The following is a 13,930-nucleotide window of genomic DNA, read 5'->3' as shown; positions in this document are numbered from 1 at the left end:
GCTATCGTCGGCCTATTGCCCCGCCTGGTGAATTGCTGTGCGTCGGATTGGATTGATCCTGCTAATGATTGCTAGCCTCGTGCTGCCGACCTTCGGCGGTGTGGCTTTCAGCATGCCGGCACAACCTTGCCCGATGCAGAGCGCCGATCATCAGGGCCATGCAATGGCCGATGCTCCGTGCTGCGAGCAAATGGACAAGTCTGATGGGGTGGCCAAGAAGTCCCCTTGCAAACCCGGCCAGGAATGCAAGACCGGAGGACTTCTCCAGACCACCGTGATCAAGAGCATATCCCCTCTCCCCTCACGCCCCGAGATATTGCTGACCCAGTCGGTGATTAAGCGAGAGCCCGCAGGACTCTGGCGCCCTCCTCGTTTCGTCTAATGCAGTGATCATCCCGCGCCTTACAGTCAGGCGCATCGTCGCGGTCACGTTTCGTAGTCGCGACTTCGATCAATCGCATTGGAGGCGAAAGCATGTCCGCTTTCCTTTTTCCACGCCGTGGCTTTCTCGGTGTGTTGGCTGCCGCATTCTGGGCAGCTCCCTGGCTTGCCGCGCAGGCGCAGCCCCTAACTTTCGAACGAGCCCAAGCTCTGGCCGAGCAGAGTGCCCCTGAGAACCTCGCGCGCCAGGCGCAGGTGGCATCGGCACAGCAGGCTGTCGAGCCCGCAGACGCCCTGCCCGATCCCAAGCTGATTCTAGGCATCGACAACCTGCCGATCGAAGGCCCTGACCGTTACACGCTTAATCGTGACTCCATGACCATGCGCCGCATTGGGTTCATGCAGGAAGTCCCCAACAGTGACAAGCGTCAGGCTCGGCGCCAGTTGGCCGAGGCTTCAGTAGGCCGAGCCGAGGCCGAGCAGCGTGCCATGCAGTTGGAGATCAAGCGCCAGACGGCAGTGAGCTGGCTGGATGTGTACTACGCCGAACGCAGTGTTGGCCTCTTCGATCAACTGGACCGTCAGATCGAGATGCTCCGCTCGACCGTGCAATCGCTGATTGCCGGCGGTAGTGCTCAGCCTGGCGAGCTGTTGCAGGCCGACCAGGAAGCTTTGGCGTTACAAGATCGGCGAGATGAACTGAATCGCGATGTGGCAGTAGCTCGTGCCAAGCTGCGCCGCTGGATAGGCAACGAGGCTGACCAGCCTTTGCAAGGAGGTGTTCCCAGTCTGAACCTGGTGGCACCGCACCTGCAGCAACGCATTGCCTCACACCCTGAGTTGCGCGCTGCCTCCGCCCGAGTCGGCGAGGCTAGCGCCGAGCTGAACGAGGCCATCGCCGAGAAGACCCCCGACTGGGGTGTTGAGTTTGCCTACAACAATCGCGACAACCAGTTCGGCGATATGGTGATGGTGCAATTTACCTTCGACCTGCCGTTGTTCGTAGGCACACGTCAGGGGCCCAAGATCAACGCCAGACAACAAAGCGTGTCGCAGATGGAAGCCGAGCAGGAAGCATTACTGCGCGCCCATCAGGCTGAGCTGGAAGGCGGTATTGCCGAGCTTGAGCAACTGCGCAGGACCTTGTCACGCACCGAAAAAACCTTGATCCCGCTTGCAAGCAAACGTGCCGATCTCGAACTGGCCGCCTACCAAGCCGGTAACAGCCAGCTCACATCCGTTATTACTGCCCAGCGCGACCTGATTGATGCGCAACTGCGGCAGATTGAACAACAGCGCAAGTTGAGCCAGCTCTCCGCAAGCCTGTACTACGCCTATGTGGAGGGCCTGAAATGAAGATATCGACATTTGGTTTTGCGGTCGCCGTGCTGACCGTGGGCATTGGCGCGGCGGGCGGTGGCTACTGGCTGGCCCAGCGGCAAGCCAAACACGAGCTACTGCCTAGCTCCGCACCGACGGACGAGCGCAAGGTGCTCTATTGGTACGACCCGATGCAGCCTGAGCAGCGCTTCGATAAACCGGGCAAGTCACCTTTCATGGATATGGAGCTTGTCCCTAAATACGCAGGATCCGAGCAAGATCCGTCTGTCCTGAGCGTCCCCGCTCAAGCCGTGCAGAACCTCGGAATGCGGACCTCGACGGTGATCCGCGGTGTACTGCCCTCGGATATCGAGGTGGTCGGCTCCCTGGCCTATAACCAGCGAGAGGTAGCGAACCTCCAGGCCCGCGCTGGCGGATTCGTCGAGCGGGTTTACGGGCGTGCCCCTGGCGATGTACTGCCAGCTGGAACACCCCTGGTCGACCTGCTGATTCCCGAGTGGTCCGCCGCGCAGTTGGAGTTCCTCGCGGTACTGCGTACCGGTGACGCCCGCTTGATCACTGCGGCCCAAGAGCGCCTCCGCCTGCTCGGCATGCCACAAGCGTTGATAGAGCAGGTTCGCCGCAGCGGCAAACCGCGGGCAGTGCAAACCCTCACCACACCTATCAGCGGCGAGCTCCAAGCCTTGCAGGTACGCGCCGGGATGACCGTTGAAGCCGGGCAGGATCTGGCGTTGATCAACGGGCTGTCCAGTGTCTGGCTCGATGCGGCGATACCCGAGGCCATGGCCGGAAGTATCCAGGTCGGGGACGAGATCCGCGCCAACCTGACGGCCTTTCCTGATCGACCGCTGCTGGGCCGCGTCATAGCCTTGCTGCCGAGTGCCGATCCGCAAACGCGCACGCTCACGGTACGCAGCGAGCTACCCAACCCTGCCGGTAAGTTGCGCCCCGGCATGTTCGCCGCCGTACGCCTGAACAGTGCCGTCGAACAATCCACGCTTCTTGTGCCGAGTGAAGCCGTGATTCGCACCGGGAAGCGTGCATTGGTGATGCTGGCCGAAGGCGACGGACGCTACCGTCCCCAGGAAATCACCTTGGGCCGCGAGGCCGATGGGCGTCTGGAGGTGTTTTCCGGTCTTGAGGAAGGTCAGGCGGTCGTTACCTCCGGCCAGTTCCTCATCGATTCGGAAGCCAGCCTGCAGGGCATCCTGGCCGGCAATGCAGAACAGGACAGCACGGAGGGGCTGCATGTGTCTCACGGCGTTATTCGCGCACTGGACGGGAAACAAGTCACCCTGGAGCATGGCCCCTTCGAGAGCCTGAATATGCCAGGTATGACCATGGCTTTTCCTCTGGTCAGCTCCGAAGTAGCTGTGGGACTTAAGCCAGGAGATCACGTACGCATCGCCGCACGTCAGACAAACTCCGGCCTGCTGATCGAGCAGCTCCGCAAGGAAGGAGACCAGCCATGATCGCGCGCCTGATCCATTGGTCGATCGGCAACCGCTTCCTGGTACTGCTGGCCACCCTGTTCATCACCGCCCTGGGCCTCTGGTCGCTGCGCAACACGCCGTTGGATGCACTGCCGGACCTATCTGACACCCAGGTCATCATCAGAACCAGCTTTCCCGGACAGGCACCGCAGATCGTCGAGAACCAGGTGACCTACCCACTGGCCACAACCATGCTCTCGGTACCGGGGGCGAAGACGGTGCGCGGCTACTCGTTCTTCGGCGACTCCTTCGTCTACGTGCTGTTCGAGGACGACACCGACCTCTACTGGGCGCGCTCGCGGGTGCTGGAGTACCTCAACCAGGCGCAGGAACGCCTGCCCGAGGGTGTTACCACCACCCTTGGGCCGGATGCCACCGGCGTGGGCTGGATCTACCAGTACGCCTTGGTCGACCGCAGCGGCCAGCATGATCTTGCCCAGCTGCGGGCACTGCAGGACTGGTTCCTCAAGTACGAACTCAAGAGCCTGCCCAACGTAGCCGAAGTGGCCACCCTCGGCGGCATGGTCAAGCAATACCAAGTGCTGCTCGATCCGCAGAAGCTGGTGGCTTATGGGGTAACTCAGCAGGAGGTCGAAGCGGCGCTGAAGAGCGCTAACCAGGAAACCGGCGGCGCCATCTTGGAGCTGGCGGAGCGCGAGTACATGGTGCGGGCCTCGGGCTATTTGGAGAGCCTGGATGATTTTCGCAATGTGCCGCTGCGGGCTTCGGCAAGCGGAATTCCGGTGCTGCTAGGCCAGGTGGCCACCATTCAACTGGGGCCAGAGATGCGTCGCGGTATCGCCGAATTGGACGGCCAGGGTGAAGTGGTCGGTGGCGTGGTCATCCTGCGCTCCGGCAAGAATGCCCGGGACACCATCGCTGCCGTGAAGACCAAGCTGGACAGCCTGAAAGCCAGCCTGCCCACCGGCGTCGAAGTGGTCACTACCTATGACCGTTCGCAACTGATCGACCGTGCCATCGACAACCTCAGCTACAAGCTGCTGGAAGAGTTCGTGGTGGTTGCCTTGGTTTGCCTGATCTTTCTCTGGCACCTGCGTTCGTCGCTGGTGGCGATCATCACCCTGCCCCTGGGCATCCTGATGGCCTTCATCGTCATGCGCTACCAGGGCGTCAATGCCAACATCATGTCGCTCGGCGGGATCGCCATCGCCATCGGCGCCATGGTCGATGCCGCCGTGGTGATGATCGAGAACGCGCACAAGCACATCGAGGCCTGGAAGGCTCGGCACCCCAATGAGCCGCTCCAAGGCGAGGCGCACTGGCGAGTGATCGGCGAAGCCGCAGCCGAAGTCGGACCGGCACTCTTCTTCAGCCTGCTGATCATCACCCTATCGTTCCTCCCGGTATTTACCCTGGAGGCCCAGGAAGGGCGCCTGTTCGGCCCTCTGGCCTTCACCAAGACCTATGCCATGGCCGCCGCCGCCGGCCTCTCGGTCACCCTGGTACCGGTGCTGATGGGCTACTGGATTCGTGGGCATATCCCCAGCGAACAGCAAAACCCCTTGAACCGCTGGCTGATCGGCGCATACCGGCCGGTGCTGGAGTGGGTGCTGGCCTGGCCCAAGGTGACCTTGGCGCTGGCCGTGCTGGTCTTTGTGTCCAGTCTGTGGCCCCTCAGCAGACTCGGAGGAGAGTTCCTGCCGCCCATGGACGAAGGCGACCTGTTGTACATGCCTTCGGCCCTGCCCGGCTTGCCGGCGAGCAAGGCAACCCAGCTGCTGCAGCAAACCAACCGCATGATCCTCACGGTGCCGGAGGTGGCCCGGGTATTCGGCAAAGCCGGGCGAGCGGAGACAGCCACCGATCCGGCGCCGCTGGAAATGTTCGAGACCACCGTGCAGTTCAAGCCGCGCGAGCAATGGCGCGCGGGTATGACGCCGGAGAAGCTGATTGAGGAGCTGGATCGTGCGGTGAAAGTCCCAGGGCTGTCCAACATCTGGGTGCCGCCAATTCGCAACCGCATCGACATGCTGGCCACGGGGATCAAGAGCCCCATCGGCGTGAAGGTCTCCGGAACCTCCCTGGTCGATATCGAGCGCATTACTCGCGATATCGAGGTGGTGGCCAAAGATGTACCTGGGGTGAGCTCAGCGCTGGCAGAGCGCCTCACCGGCGGACGCTATGTGGATATCCAGATCGATCGCCTGGCCGCGGCACGCTACGGCCTGAGCATTGCCGACGTACAAGCGGTGGTATCGGGTGCCATTGGCGGCAGCAATATCGGCGAGACGGTCGAAGGATTGGCCCGCTTTCCGATTAACCTGCGCTATCCCAAGGAGTGGCGGGACAGTCCCCAGGCGCTAAGGCGTATGCCGATCCTCACCCCTGCCGGCCAGCAGATCACCTTGGGCACCGTCGCCCAGGTTAGCCTGACCGAAGGGCCACCGATGCTGCGCAGCGAGAACGGGCGCCTGTCCGGCTGGGTCTATGTCGATGTCCGTGGGCGCGACCTGGCATCGACCGTGCGTGAGCTGCAGCAACGCGTAGCTGAGCGGGTAAAACTCGACGCTGGCATGACCGTTTCTTACTCCGGTCAGTTCGAGTACCTGGAGCGCGCCAATGCGCGGTTGTCCTGGGTGGTGCCGGCGACCTTGTTGATTATCTTCGTGCTGCTCTACCTGACCTTCAGCCGCTTCAGCGAGGCCCTGCTGATCATGGCCACCCTGCCCTTCGCCCTGTCGGGGGGCATCTGGCTGCTCTATTGGTTCGGCTTCAACTTGTCGGTGGCCACTGGGGTCGGCTTCATTGCCCTGGCCGGCGTCTCAGCCGAGTTCGGGGTGATCATGCTCTTGTATCTGAGGAACGCCTGGCATGCTCGGCTGGACTCTGGACGCAGCGGTGATCCGGCCCTGCTTGAGGCCATTCGTGAGGGCGCGGTGCTGCGCGTGAGGCCTAAGGTGATGACGGTGGCCGTGATCATCGCCGGCCTGCTGCCGATCCTCTGGGGCGGCGGTGCCGGTTCCGAAGTGATGAAGCGCATCGCCGCGCCCATGGTCGGCGGCATGATTACCGCGCCGCTGATGTCCATGCTGGTTTTGCCGGCCGCCTACTGGCTGATGCGAAGGCAGCGTACACAGAAGGTTCGCGCACCACAGGAGATATAGCTTTACAAACCCGGGCAAGCCACGCGCCAAGCTGACTCGCCCGGGTAACGCGGCAGGAAGCATTACGGCGATGTAACTTTGACTTCATTTTTATGACAGGTTGAGCGGATATATTTTAATCACCACCTTGAAGGAGTGATTAAATATGAAAAGCCTCAAAGTTATTGCAGCCCTTGCCGTTATGGTTGTTTCCTCTGCCGCTCTGGCAGAAGGCGGCGCTGATCGTGTTTATGGTCGGATGATTCAGGCCAATGAGCAGGCCATGCAAGAGTATGCTGCCGCTAACGGAAAGAATCCGCCTGAAGTTATTCATTACCGCTACGGCATGAAGCTCGATATCGCCAGGGTCGTGGCCATTACCTCAACGGACTCTAGCTGCAATGTGATGCCAGCCCAGATGACCTACGAGGACTCCAACGGCGATCTGAATATTCTTGAATACCGTGCAGTCGGAACAGGTTGCCGGAACCAAAACTAATAAATGACATCGCGCTGATTGAAAAGTAATTTTCAAGTCACCCTGACGTTATTTGGCATGTGGAAATATGGCCAAGGCGCGCCTGGTTATGCCCGGCGCGCTTGGCACATATATGAGACCACACAATGACAACTGCCAATAACATCAGGAGCATTTATGAATAACAGAACCCTGTTAGGACTTTCTCTACTCGCTCTGAGCATCAGTACCGGGCAAGCTGCAATGGCCGCCGGCGAGAAAGGCGAGGGATTTATCGAAGGCAGCAGCCTGACCATTCTCAATCGAAATCTCTACTTCAACCGCGATTTCCGTAAAGGCCAGTCCAGCAGCTCGGGTAATGGCTATTCGGAAGAGTGGGCGCATGGCGTGATAGGCAGATTCGAGTCTGGTTTCACCGAGGGCACCATAGGCTTTGGTGTCGATGCCTTTGCCATGCTAGGGCTCAAGCTTGACACCGGCGACGGCCGTTCTGGAGCAGGCGGCTCAGTCGACGTGATGCCTTACAACAGCCTCGGGCAGGCTGAGGACAACTACTCCAAACTGGGGGGCGCGGTGAAAACTCGGTTCATGGATACCGAGATCAAGGTAGGCGACGTCTTTCCCGTCAGCCCGGTCGTCCAATACGGTGATGCACGGCTTTTACCGGAGAGTTTCCGAGGTGTCACCGTGGTCAACAGCAGCGTGGAAGGACTGTCGCTTCAGGGCGGTCGCCTCCACTCGATGAGCCAACCCAATACCAGCAGCATGCGCGACGGCTTCGCTACCTTCTACGCGGGCGAAGTGGACTCGCCATGGATCGCCTATTTCGGTGGTGATTACACGCTTAATGACAACGTCGGCTTTAGTCTCTACACCAGCCGCCTCAAGGATGCCTGGAATCAATATTACGCGGGCACCACGCTGAGCTACCCGCTTGCGGACGATGTCGCCTTGATCGGCGGGCTGAACTACTACAAGGCGGTCGATGAAGGGAGGCAGCTCCTCGGGAGCTTCGATAACAACATCTGGAGCGGCAAGGTCGGCATCCAATTCGGCGCTCATACAGTGCTGGTGGGTCTCCAGCGCAACAATGGCGATGATGACTTCGACTACTTGCGCCAATCGGACTCCATCTACCTCGACAACTCAATCCAGTACAGCGACTTCAACTCGCCGAAGGAGAAGTCATGGCAAGTGCGCTATGACCTGGATATGGAGCCTTTCGGTGTGCCTGGATTGAGCTTCATGACTCGATATGCCCAGGGCTGGGATGTCGACTACAGCAACGCCAACGAAGTCTATATGCGCCGTGATGACAACGGCGATCCGTTGACCAACCAGAAGCGCTGGGAGCGGGACATCGAGGCCAAGTACGTTGTGCAGTCTGGGTCGTTGAAGGACATGTCCTTTCGCATTCGACAAGCCACGACTCGCGCCACCGACTTCGAGTCGGATTTGGATGAGTTCCGCCTGATTGTCGAGTAGCCGCTGGAAGTTCTCTAACCCTGGCAAGCGAGCGGGTTGATTGCCCCGCTCGCTCCTTGGTCCTGCTGTCCCCTCGTAGTGCTCCTTTGGTTTGGAGACAGCCCTTGGCGCCCTAGGGCGCCTTTTTTACTTAGGTTAAAGGACGTATGAAAATGAGTCGGCCACTACACACAAGCGGCCGTGCTGGCAGGCAGTACTACTGGGCGGGATATTCTGCAACGACCTGATCAGAACCCGTCTTGGTCAAGCCAATGACCTGGTAGGCATGCTGTACGCCATCGACTTCCATGCCGGGGGAGCCCGCCGGCATCCCGGGAACAGCGATGCCCAGCAGATCATCGCGCTTGGTGAGTTCGATGACCTGAGCCGCCGGCACATGACCTTCGACGAACTTGCCGTCAATCACCGCGGTGTGGCAAGACGCTAACCGTGGCGCGACGCCCAGTCTTTGCTTCACTGCTGTCATGTTGCTTTCAACATGGTCGACGACTTTGAAGCCATTCGCTTCGAGGTGTGAAATCCACTTCTTGCAACATCCGCAATTGGCATCACGATGGACATCAATCGTCAGGGCATCAGCTGCTTGAACCGCAGACGTGACGGAGAGGGCGGCCAGTAAGGCCAGATATTTAGCTTTCATGTACGTGCTCTTTGCCATCGGCGTGGGTGTGGGTCTTGGGCGAGGCGTTCGGAGCCTGCTCGGCGTGATGATCACCTCCGTTGGACGACGCCTCATCTCCAGCATGGTGGTCATCGCCACTCATATCCGAATGGTGACCTGCCTTAGGTGCGGAGCCACCCTCGCTATCCGTAGCCGCGGCATCGTGATGACCAGGCTCTCCAGCATCACCTGATCCATGATGGTCATCGCCACCGCCACTATTGTCATGATGGCCAGGCTTGTTGTCGCCGTGCTGTCCTTCATGGTTATGCATCTGCGTTTCCCCACCACCGTGCTGATGGCCGCCACTGGATGCGACGAGTGTTTGGTATTGCTTGGCATCCATCGTCGGCAGTTGGTTGAGGAAGGCAACCATGCCCCAGATGTACTCGTCTCCCATGCTCTTGCCCCACGCAGGCATACCCGTTGCCTTGATGCCATGCTTGATCACCCAGAACGCTGCTGACGGATTGCCATCGACACCGATCTTGGCGAGGTTGGGGGGCGCAGGATAAAGCGATTGGCTTAGCTCGGTCTCCGCCACACCTGGCGCCAAATGACAGCCGATACACATGGAGTTGTAGTTGCCCGCACCGGCGCGAATAAGAGCTTGATCATCCAGGTTGGGAACCTCGATGTCCCGCGAACGGACTTCGATAGAGCGGTCACGGGCCATCGTGAGAAACGCATGCACTGCAGGAAAATGGGGATCGTCGGCCCCCACGTTGACCACGCCAAAGTAGGCGCCGGCCAGGACAGCTGTGCTACCGACCACGCCGGCCGCCACCAAAGTTTTAATTGTTCTTTTCATGCCAGGTTCTCAAAACCACATCCGGATACCGGCGACAAAACGCGCCTCGTCTACATCACCGCCCTCGTCGCGCACCATGTCTGCCGTGTTGCCATAGGAGCGGCTCCAGGAAACCCCGATATAGGGGGCAAACTGCCTGACAATCTCGTAACGCAGACGCAAGCCGAGCTCGGTATTTGCCAACCCAGACCCCACACCTCGCTCAGGATCGTTCTTGCCGTAGAAGTTCATTTCGGCAGTTGGCTGGAGAATCAGCCGGTTGGTCAGCAGAATGTCGTACTCGCCCTCCAGTCGGGCAGCAGTTTGGCCATTCTCGCCGACGAAGGCCGTGGCTTCGGCCTCAAAGGCGTAAAGCGCCATGCCCTGGATACCGAAGGCGGCCCAAGTCTGCGGCGACTCCGGTTTGAAGTCCTGGCGAACGCCCGCGACGACATCCCACCAAGGGCCGATCGAGCGGCCGTACAGCAGCTGTAATTCAGCATCCTCGGTCACGCCGTTGGTACGCTCGCCTTCGGAGCGGAACCAGACCCGGTTGATATCACCGCCTACCCAGCCCGACGCATCCCAGGCCAGGGTGCTGCCCTCATCTGCGTCCTGGTATTCGAGCTGATCGAGCAGGAAAAAACTGTTGATGGCGCTGTCGTGAACCTTGTGGCCAGGTAATGGCGGGAAAGCCGCTTGGCGATCAGCATCCGTCAGAACGGGAATCGGCGTACGGCTGGTGGTTCTCGGGGCTTCAGCGGAGCCATGGTTCATCTTTGAATGATCCATGCCCTCCATCTGTCCTTGCATGGCGCCATGCCCCATCTTGCTGTGATCCATAGCCTGGGCCTTCTCTTGGCTCTGGCCGTGGCCCATCTGGCTATGATCCATGCTGCCCGAAGCACCCTGCATGGCACCATGGTCCATCTTGCTGTGATCCATGCCCTCCATCGGCGCTTTGGCGGAACCGTGGCCCATCTGGCTGTGGTCCATCGACATGGAGCCGTGCCCCATTGCCGAATGATCCATTTCTTCCGCAGCCTGGGTAACGCCGCCGCTGAGTGCACTCAGCGACACGGCCAGCGCTATGAGGGACGGGCGTGAAAACCTAGTGGTCATGGTTCGAACCTGCTTCGGCTTCGGTGCCGCCATGCTTATCCATCATCTTCTCGTGCCCCATATCGTCATGGTTCATACCCTCATGATCCATGGCGCCATGATCCATCTGATGGCCAGCGGCCTTGCCTTTCGATTGATCTGCTGGCTTGTCACTGGCGTCGGGCGCAGCCGACTCGGCAGCATGTTGTTCGTGCTCGCTGTGCCCCTCACCTGCCAATGACGTCGGCGCGTGCAGAACAGCCAAAAGACTGAACATCGCTGCGCTGCCAAACAGGGCATTACGCTTCATAAAAGTACTCATCAGAAATCTCCTTTACTCATCCACACGGACTTCACGGAACATGCCCGTTTCCATGTGGAGCAACAGGTGGCAGTGATAGGCCCAACGCCCCAACGCATCGGCGGTCACCCGATAGCTGCGCTTGGAACCTGGCGGCATGTCGATGGTGTGTTTACGCACCAGGAAATTGCCGTTCGCATCCTCCAGATCACTCCACATGCCATGAAGATGGATCGGGTGAGTCATCATGGTGTCGTTGACCAGCGTGATGCGAACACGCTCGCCGTACTTGAGGCGCAGAGGCTCGGCGTCAGAGAACTTGATTCCATCGAAGGACCAGGAGAATTTCTCCATATGCCCGGTGAGGTGCAGCTCGATGGTGCGACTTGGCTCACGCCCGTCCGGATCAGGGAAGGTGCTGCGCAGGTCAGAGTACGTGAGGACGCGTCGGCCGTTGTCTCGCAAACCAATACCTGGGTCGTCCAACTTATGCGTTGGTGTCATGGTTTGCATATCGACCAGCGGGTTGTTGGTCTCTGAGGCTGGGTGTGCCTGCATGGCACCTGCCATGCCTGCCATGCCTGCCATGCCCGAATGATCCATTCCAGCCATCTGGCTGTGATCCATGCCGGCCATGCCACCCTGCATGCTCCCATGATCCATGCCCGACATACTGCCGTGATCCATCCCGGCCATGCTCCCATGATCCATGCCGCCCATGCTGCCGTGGTCCATGCCCATGTCACCCATGGCAATCAGTGGGCGCGGGTCAGGGCTTGGTACCGGTGCACTCAACCCTTCCTGTACCGCAAGGGTGCCGCGCGCATAGCCAGTGCGGTCCATGGATTGGGCAAACACGGTATAGGCCTGTTCGCTGTCTGGTTCGATGATCACGTCGTAGGTCTCGGCCACGGCGATACGGAACTCGTCGACGCTGACCGGTTTGACGTGCAGACCATCGGCCGCAACCACAGTCATCTTCAGGCCTGGGATGCGCACATCGAAGTACGTCATGGCCGAGGCATTGATGAAACGCAGACGAATCTTCTCGCCCGGTTTGAATATGCCGGTCCAGTTGCCATCAGGTGCCTGGCCGTTCATCAGGTAGGTGTAGGTGTAGCCACTGACGTCGGCGAGATCAGTCGGGCTCATCTTCATTTCGGCCCACATCTTACGGTCGGCTAAGGCGGCGGACCAACCCATCTCGCTTACGTCATCGATGAAGTCACCAACGGTGCGTTTGTGCTGGTTGTAGTAGTCCGACTGTTTCTTGAGCTTGGCCAGTACCCGCGTTGGATTTTCATCCGTCCAGTCGCTCAGCAACACGACGTAATCACGGTCGTAACTGAAGGGCTCGGGCTCCTTGGCATCGATGACCAGCGCGCCGTATACGCCGACCTGCTCCTGCAGCCCCGAGTGACTGTGATACCAGTAGGTACCGTTCTGGTTGACCTTGAACTTGTACTCATACATGCCGTCAGGGGCGATGCCATGGAAGCTCAGGCCAGGAACACCATCCATGTTCGCCGGCAGGATGATGCCGTGCCAATGGATGGAGGTGTCCTCCTTGAGGCGGTTGCGCACGCGCAATGTGACGGTATCGCCTTCGCGCCAACGAAGAATCGGCCCAGGGAGCGAGCCGTTGATGGTCATGGCCGTGCGCGCTGCGCCGGTGATGTTCACCGGGGTTTCACCGATGAATAGGTCGAATTCGTTACCAGTCAGTACGTTGGGCTGGCCGGGGCTGTTCACCGCCCAGACCGGCGTGCGCCACATGCCCATGCCGCCGAGAATACCGGCGGCGGCGAGGCCTTTGACGAAAGTACGTCTTGTGGTTTTGCTTTGCATGCCGTTATGTCCAATCCGTCAGATGAGCCGGTGATATGCACCCGGTCTCGGGTTCATTGACTGCTCCAGTGTCGGGAGATTTGATCTTCAAGCTTTGCGTGCTGCGCAAGTTCCCCCTGACACCAAGCAGTATGAAACTGCCATATCTCAACCATCCGGGTGATTACATTTCTGTAAGGTAGATGACTTCAGCAGTTGGTGTGCTCTGCTTGCTCGGTTGGACTGCTGGCTACAGGAGCCTCAACTTTCTGCTGCTGGGCCACCCGGTAGGCCTCCAGAGACGTCTGGCGTGCCTGCTCCATGCGTGCAAACGTGCGATCAGCACCGCCTTCGGCCATCGCCAGGCTGGAAACACTCAGGGCAGCAACTACAAACAGGGTTTTGATCGATTTCATTTCGTTAATCCTCAGAAGTTTAGAAGCCCCTGTAACTAGTGGGGACGAGCGTTAAGCTCGCAGCTACGTTAACCACGACGCCCTGTCAGCAACCTGATCCGAACATTACAGTTCTGTCAGTTTGCTATTTCTTTCTTGTAGGCCCTCCTGAAGGCTCGGTACTGTCTTCCTGCCCGCGCAGCCTTGCGGATTCCATGGGCCTGATCGGTAGCAATGCCTGAGCTAACTCGTTCATTCGCACCGACGGATCGCGACCATCAAACAATCAAGAGAGATAGCCACTATGTCGAACAAATCCAACGTAGCTACCGGTGCCGCCTTGGCTCTGGTGGCCGCCAGCCTGTTCTCCACCCTGCCCGTCCAGGCTGCTCAGGAAACCAAAGCAGCAGAAGTGAAGTGCTTCGGGATCAATGGTTGCAAAGGGCAGAACGACTGCATGACCGCGAAAAACGACTGCAAAGGCCAAGGCGAATGCAAAGGCCAAGGGTTCAAGTTGATGACCCAGACCAAATGTGACGAAGCCGGTGGCAAAACCAGCGAATAAGGCGGTTC

Annotated in this window: 12 protein-coding genes; 6 read left to right on the top strand and 6 right to left on the bottom strand. The window is 59.4% G+C overall.

Going from position 1 to position 13,930, the window contains the following annotated elements; all coding sequences use genetic code 11:
- The first annotated feature begins 474 nt into the window (after window positions 1-474).
- The 5 genes from PI990_RS04435 (at window position 475) to PI990_RS04415 (ending at window position 8,282) form a co-directional block, all read left to right on the top strand.
- The gene (locus PI990_RS04435) at window positions 475-1,737 is read left to right on the top strand and encodes a TolC family protein (RefSeq protein WP_003139513.1); all 1,263 of its coding nucleotides are present in this window, start codon (window positions 475-477) and stop codon (window positions 1,735-1,737) included.
- A complete protein-coding gene (locus PI990_RS04430; RefSeq protein WP_003452298.1) occupies window positions 1,734-3,194 on the top strand; it encodes an efflux RND transporter periplasmic adaptor subunit in 1,461 nt (486 codons plus the stop codon). Before PI990_RS04435 ends, PI990_RS04430 begins: the two co-directional genes overlap by 4 nt.
- Window positions 3,191-6,340 (top strand): efflux RND transporter permease subunit, encoded by a 3,150-nt coding sequence (locus PI990_RS04425; protein ID WP_074918666.1) that lies wholly within the window; start codon window positions 3,191-3,193, stop codon window positions 6,338-6,340. Before PI990_RS04430 ends, PI990_RS04425 begins: the two co-directional genes overlap by 4 nt.
- Window positions 6,341-6,485: 145 nt before the next feature.
- Entirely contained in the window at window positions 6,486-6,818 is a 333-nt protein-coding gene (locus PI990_RS04420) for a DUF2790 domain-containing protein (protein ID WP_037051470.1), read from the top strand.
- Between the two features lie 156 nt (window positions 6,819-6,974).
- Window positions 6,975-8,282, top strand: coding sequence for an OprD family porin (locus PI990_RS04415; RefSeq protein WP_271659927.1), 1,308 nt, complete (start codon window positions 6,975-6,977; stop codon window positions 8,280-8,282).
- A 196-nt stretch (window positions 8,283-8,478) separates the two neighbouring features.
- Here the strand turns inward: PI990_RS04415 and PI990_RS04410 are convergent, their stop codons facing one another.
- From PI990_RS04410 to PI990_RS04385, 6 genes are all read right to left on the bottom strand, one after another.
- Window positions 8,479-8,922 (bottom strand): DUF411 domain-containing protein, encoded by a 444-nt coding sequence (locus PI990_RS04410; protein ID WP_003246746.1) that lies wholly within the window; start codon window positions 8,920-8,922, stop codon window positions 8,479-8,481.
- Window positions 8,912-9,754 (bottom strand): c-type cytochrome, encoded by an 843-nt coding sequence (locus PI990_RS04405; RefSeq protein ID WP_003139525.1) that lies wholly within the window; start codon window positions 9,752-9,754, stop codon window positions 8,912-8,914. The genes PI990_RS04410 and PI990_RS04405 overlap by 11 nt, the downstream gene beginning before the upstream one ends.
- A gap of 9 nt (window positions 9,755-9,763) precedes the next feature.
- Complete coding sequence (locus PI990_RS04400; protein WP_003246748.1) at window positions 9,764-10,855, bottom strand: copper resistance protein B; 1,092 nt, start codon at window positions 10,853-10,855, stop codon at window positions 9,764-9,766.
- Window positions 10,845-11,156 carry a hypothetical protein gene (locus PI990_RS04395; RefSeq protein ID WP_003246749.1) on the bottom strand — a complete coding sequence of 104 codons (312 nt, stop codon included), beginning with the start codon at window positions 11,154-11,156 and terminating at the stop codon, window positions 10,845-10,847. The genes PI990_RS04400 and PI990_RS04395 overlap by 11 nt, the downstream gene beginning before the upstream one ends.
- Before the next feature lie 12 nt (window positions 11,157-11,168).
- Complete coding sequence (locus PI990_RS04390) at window positions 11,169-12,983, bottom strand: copper resistance system multicopper oxidase (RefSeq protein ID WP_271659926.1); 1,815 nt, start codon at window positions 12,981-12,983, stop codon at window positions 11,169-11,171.
- A gap of 188 nt (window positions 12,984-13,171) precedes the next feature.
- Complete coding sequence (locus tag PI990_RS04385; RefSeq protein ID WP_003460125.1) at window positions 13,172-13,378, bottom strand: co-regulatory protein PtrA N-terminal domain-containing protein; 207 nt, start codon at window positions 13,376-13,378, stop codon at window positions 13,172-13,174.
- A 283-nt stretch (window positions 13,379-13,661) separates the two neighbouring features.
- On the opposite strand from PI990_RS04385, the gene bufA2 reads away from it, so the two are divergent.
- The gene (gene bufA2 / locus PI990_RS04380; protein WP_003460126.1) at window positions 13,662-13,922 is read left to right on the top strand and encodes a BufA2 family periplasmic bufferin-type metallophore; all 261 of its coding nucleotides are present in this window, start codon (window positions 13,662-13,664) and stop codon (window positions 13,920-13,922) included.
- Window positions 13,923-13,930: the final 8 nt, after the last annotated feature.

This window comes from Pseudomonas sp. TUM22785 (genome assembly GCF_028198105.1).
Lineage (GTDB): Bacteria > Pseudomonadota > Gammaproteobacteria > Pseudomonadales > Pseudomonadaceae > Metapseudomonas > Metapseudomonas solani.
Note: the sequence above shows the minus strand (reverse complement) of the source record. Positions and strands in the feature narration are given on the sequence as shown.

Coding starts and splice junctions, on each gene's coding strand:
- PI990_RS04435 (WP_003139513.1), top strand. CDS start 475: ATGTCCGCTTTCCTTTTTCCACGCCGTGGCTTTCTCGGTGTGTTGGCT.
- PI990_RS04430 (WP_003452298.1), top strand. CDS start 1,734: ATGAAGATATCGACATTTGGTTTTGCGGTCGCCGTGCTGACCGTGGGC.
- PI990_RS04425 (WP_074918666.1), top strand. CDS start 3,191: ATGATCGCGCGCCTGATCCATTGGTCGATCGGCAACCGCTTCCTGGTA.
- PI990_RS04420 (WP_037051470.1), top strand. CDS start 6,486: ATGAAAAGCCTCAAAGTTATTGCAGCCCTTGCCGTTATGGTTGTTTCC.
- PI990_RS04415 (WP_271659927.1), top strand. CDS start 6,975: ATGAATAACAGAACCCTGTTAGGACTTTCTCTACTCGCTCTGAGCATC.
- PI990_RS04410 (WP_003246746.1), bottom strand. CDS start 8,922: ATGAAAGCTAAATATCTGGCCTTACTGGCCGCCCTCTCCGTCACGTCT.
- PI990_RS04405 (WP_003139525.1), bottom strand. CDS start 9,754: ATGAAAAGAACAATTAAAACTTTGGTGGCGGCCGGCGTGGTCGGTAGC.
- PI990_RS04400 (WP_003246748.1), bottom strand. CDS start 10,855: ATGACCACTAGGTTTTCACGCCCGTCCCTCATAGCGCTGGCCGTGTCG.
- PI990_RS04395 (WP_003246749.1), bottom strand. CDS start 11,156: ATGAGTACTTTTATGAAGCGTAATGCCCTGTTTGGCAGCGCAGCGATG.
- PI990_RS04390 (WP_271659926.1), bottom strand. CDS start 12,983: ATGCAAAGCAAAACCACAAGACGTACTTTCGTCAAAGGCCTCGCCGCC.
- PI990_RS04385 (WP_003460125.1), bottom strand. CDS start 13,378: ATGAAATCGATCAAAACCCTGTTTGTAGTTGCTGCCCTGAGTGTTTCC.
- bufA2 (WP_003460126.1), top strand. CDS start 13,662: ATGTCGAACAAATCCAACGTAGCTACCGGTGCCGCCTTGGCTCTGGTG.